Source organism: Acinetobacter lactucae, assembly GCF_013344765.1.
GTDB classification, from domain to species: Bacteria; Pseudomonadota; Gammaproteobacteria; order Pseudomonadales; family Moraxellaceae; genus Acinetobacter; species Acinetobacter lactucae_A.
In genome coordinates, this window is the sequence record NZ_JABVBF010000244.1 from 1 (window position 1) to 3,462 (window position 3,462).

The 3,462-nt window shown below is 35.8% G+C and carries 4 protein-coding genes; 2 read left to right on the forward strand and 2 right to left on the reverse strand.

The genetic code is table 11. The annotated features are described in order from the left end of the window. The coding region (locus HUN22_RS16145) for an O-antigen ligase family protein (protein WP_174731481.1) at positions 1 to 744 on the forward strand (744 nt) is incomplete at its 5' end. Positions 745 to 848: 104 nt separating this feature from the next. Then, entirely contained in the window at positions 849 to 2,477 is a 1,629-nt protein-coding gene (locus HUN22_RS16150; RefSeq protein ID WP_174731484.1) for a PglL family O-oligosaccharyltransferase, read from the forward strand. A gap of 45 nt (positions 2,478 to 2,522) precedes the next feature. Here HUN22_RS16150 and bfr read toward each other — a convergent pair whose 3' ends face one another. Both bfr and HUN22_RS16160 read right to left on the reverse strand, forming a co-directional pair. Next, positions 2,523 to 2,987, reverse strand: a complete 465-nt coding sequence (gene bfr / locus HUN22_RS16155) for a heteropolymeric bacterioferritin subunit Bfr (RefSeq protein WP_174731487.1) — start codon at positions 2,985 to 2,987, stop codon at positions 2,523 to 2,525. Positions 2,988 to 3,230: 243 nt separating this feature from the next. After that, positions 3,231 to 3,425, reverse strand: a complete 195-nt coding sequence (locus HUN22_RS16160; protein WP_174731490.1) for a bacterioferritin-associated ferredoxin — start codon at positions 3,423 to 3,425, stop codon at positions 3,231 to 3,233. Positions 3,426 to 3,462 lie beyond the last annotated feature (37 nt).

The window sequence follows — 3,462 nt, forward strand, 5'->3', positions numbered from 1 at the left end:
GCATGGTTTTTTGACGGGGCCAGATCTGCTTTACTTGCTGTAGCCACAGGATTGTTGATTTTCTTTATATACTCTCGAGAAAATCGAAAGCTCATTTTGCAAAGCTGTATTTACATTTTTTTAGCTTTTTTAGTTTATAAAACTACGATTTATTTCGCTGATAAAAATACCATGACCGTAATGAGAACTGGAACATCCATGCGTGCAGAGATGTGGAGTTTCGTTTTTGAGCAATGGAAAGAAAAACCATGGACTGGAGTAGGGGGAGGATATCTCTCAGAAATCCAATATAAATATGGACATCACATACATAACTTATATTTAAGGTTAATTTTTGAATGGGGAGTCGTTGGATGTATTTTTTTAATTTGGATGATATATCAAATTGTTAAGTTGTTTCGAGATAAGAATGTTTTACCTATTGCGAAAGCTGGCTTAATTGCAATTTTAGTTGATGCAATGTTCTCAGGAAGTATAGTTTATCCTGCTTCACAAATAGCCTGTATATTATTTTTAGCATTTGCTTTTTCTCAAATGAAATTAGCTAATAATTTAAAAATTTCGACTATGAAGACAAAAATACTGATTAGTTTATGGGGGGCTTTATTTTTGTACATTACGATCGTGTATTTAGGACAAGATTTAATGTGTTGGGGGAGTACGAGTTATGTCGGACGGATGGCGCCAAATTTTTGGTTTTATGGAGGAACAGAACATCTCATTCCTTCTGATCAGATTCCTTAACGATGATATAGCATGAATGCAAAAGAGTCATACGGAGGGAATCTAAACGGTTCCTTGATGTTCCATGTATAATTCTCTCAAATTTTGATCTTTAACCTATCGCTATGCAAGTATTCTTCCTATTCCTCGCTGTAATCCTTTTGGGCTTTGCATGGTTATCGCCATTTCATTATAGCCCTTGGGTAATGTTTTCAAGTGAAGTGAGTACATTCGGGGCTGGGTTATGTGTATTAGCTGCCCTAATTCAACAAAATATTAAAATTCCTAGGCCACAATTATTTTTGTTGCCATTTACTTTCATTCCTATGGTGCAGTGGGGCTTCGGTCTAGTTTTTGATTTGAGTACGGCCTTATTAAGTACATTTTACTTGTTAGGTTTTTGGTTCATGGTCTTAGCAGGTTACAACCTATCTTTAGATCAGCAAAAGCGAGACCAAATTTTTTCTGGCTTTAGTTTGCTAACAATTATTGTATCAATTGCAACCTGTTTTATTGCAATTTGCCAGTGGTTAAATATCGAGTCGCATTTTGTTCATATGCTTCATCTGATTGGTAATCGTCCTTACGGAAATTTTGGTCAGCCCAACAATATGGCAACATTCCTAATTATCGGATTATTAGGATGTTTGTATTTATATGAAAAAAATAAAGTAACACTTTGGTTACTCTTACCTTCAGCTCTAACTATTTTGTTTACGATCGCATTGAGTCAGTCACGCACTTCATGGATCGTTTTTCCATTCTTATTCATCTATTGGATGGTTAAACAATTTAGAAAACAAAAAAGATTTGGATTTATTCAAGGTTTTTTATGGTGTAGTGGTTTTTTCGTAATGGCTGGCATAGTTCTGCCATTTGCTACTAGTTTAATTGAAGCATGGTCAAGTACAGATGTAACCCAAGCAAGTAGTTTGGTTGAAAGAGCAAGCTCCGGGTATTTGCGATTCAATATCTGGACACAAATGCTGCTTGCTGTACAGCAGCACCCTTGGCTGGGTTATGGTTGGAATCAAACCAGTGTGGCGCAAATGACAGTCTACCATGCTTTCCCAACAGGAGAGTGGACGACTAGTGCTCATAATGTGCTGCTCGATTTAATTATCTGGAACGGTATTCCACTGGGGGCTATAATCATTACCTACTTTACTTGCTGGTTTATTTGGTTAAATCAACAGGCTAAAAATACCATCTCGATTATTACAATTATGATGGTATGTACAGTACTTATTCATGCCATGTTAGAGTTCCCACAACGCTATGCTTATTTTTTGCTTACCTGTGGATTCCTGCTTGGTATAGTACAAGCTCAGACTCCTGTGCTTAAGGGAATTGTCCTCAATAAGCATCTTCTTCGTTTGTCATGTGTTGTAAGTTTATTGCTTATTATTGCAATTCTACGTGATTATAATGTCTATGTTCTAAATAGTAATTTGCTTTTTAATAATAAGCGTCCAAACGCTGAATTTATGGGAAGCGGTAAAATTTTTGTTTTAACGCAGTTTGAGCAGCGTTTAAAGTGGATTGAACTTAATCCCCAAAATGTTTTATCTGAAGCTGATTTAATTCAATGGGAGAGGTTTGTAAAAAATAAGCCTACTCCATATAACTTGCGTAAGTACGCAAAACTACTGGCTTATAATGGAAAAGTAGAGCAGGCACAGCAGCAAATATTTATTTTACAGCACCTCTATAAACAAAAAATAACGCTACCAGAATTATTAAAAGTGAAGTAATAAAAAAAATCCCCTTGTACTCAAGGGGATTTTTTTTATAAGAAATTACATTTGGCTCTGGATATAGTTTTCAATACCTACACTGCCAATGAGATCAATTTGAGTATCCAACCAGTCCCAGTACTCTTCTTCTTTTTCTAAAATTTCTTGAACAAGGTCACGAGTGACATAATCTTGCTCTGTTTCAGCTAGAGCAACTGCTTTTTGAATTGCTTCTATATTTTCTTTTACTTTACGAATGTCACAATGGAGAACTTCTTCTGTGTGTTGACCAATATAAAGCTTGCCTAAATGCTGAAGGTTAGGCAGACCTTCTAAAAATAAAATACGTTCAATGATTTTATCAGCATGATTCATTTGACGAATTGATTCTTTATATTCAGCAGAGCCAAGCTGCTCAATTCCCCAGTCATTAAACATGCGTGAATGCAAAAAGTATTGATTAATTGCAGTTAAATGATGATACAGCACTTGATTGAGCTGATTAATGACATCACGATTGCCTTTCATTGTAGCTACTCCAAAACAATTTCTGCCTCAAACTTAATTAAGGCAATCTATAAATCCATTTTAGTGAACAATCATAGAGATGGCGAGTAATTTATGGAACAGCAAATGAAAATCGCAATCAAAAACAACACAATATTAGAAAGATGGTTTTTATGCCCAAAAAAACCGCTTGAATGAGGAACTATGAACGTTCCGCAAAAAGCGGTGGAGGAGTCAATAAATTTTGTTAAATATTCATTTTTATTATGCAGCTACAGAAATGCGAGCAGCGATTTCTGCTAATTCTTCGCTAATGATAGCGCGAGCTTCTGGAACGCAGCGTCCGCAACATGTACCAAGATCAAGCAAATCGCGAATTTCACGATAGCTTTCAGCGCCATTTTCGATAGCGTCTTTAATATCCTGATCAGTAATGCCACGACACAAGCAAACGTACATGGGAGTGATCCCCAAATATAAATGCGATAATTTATAT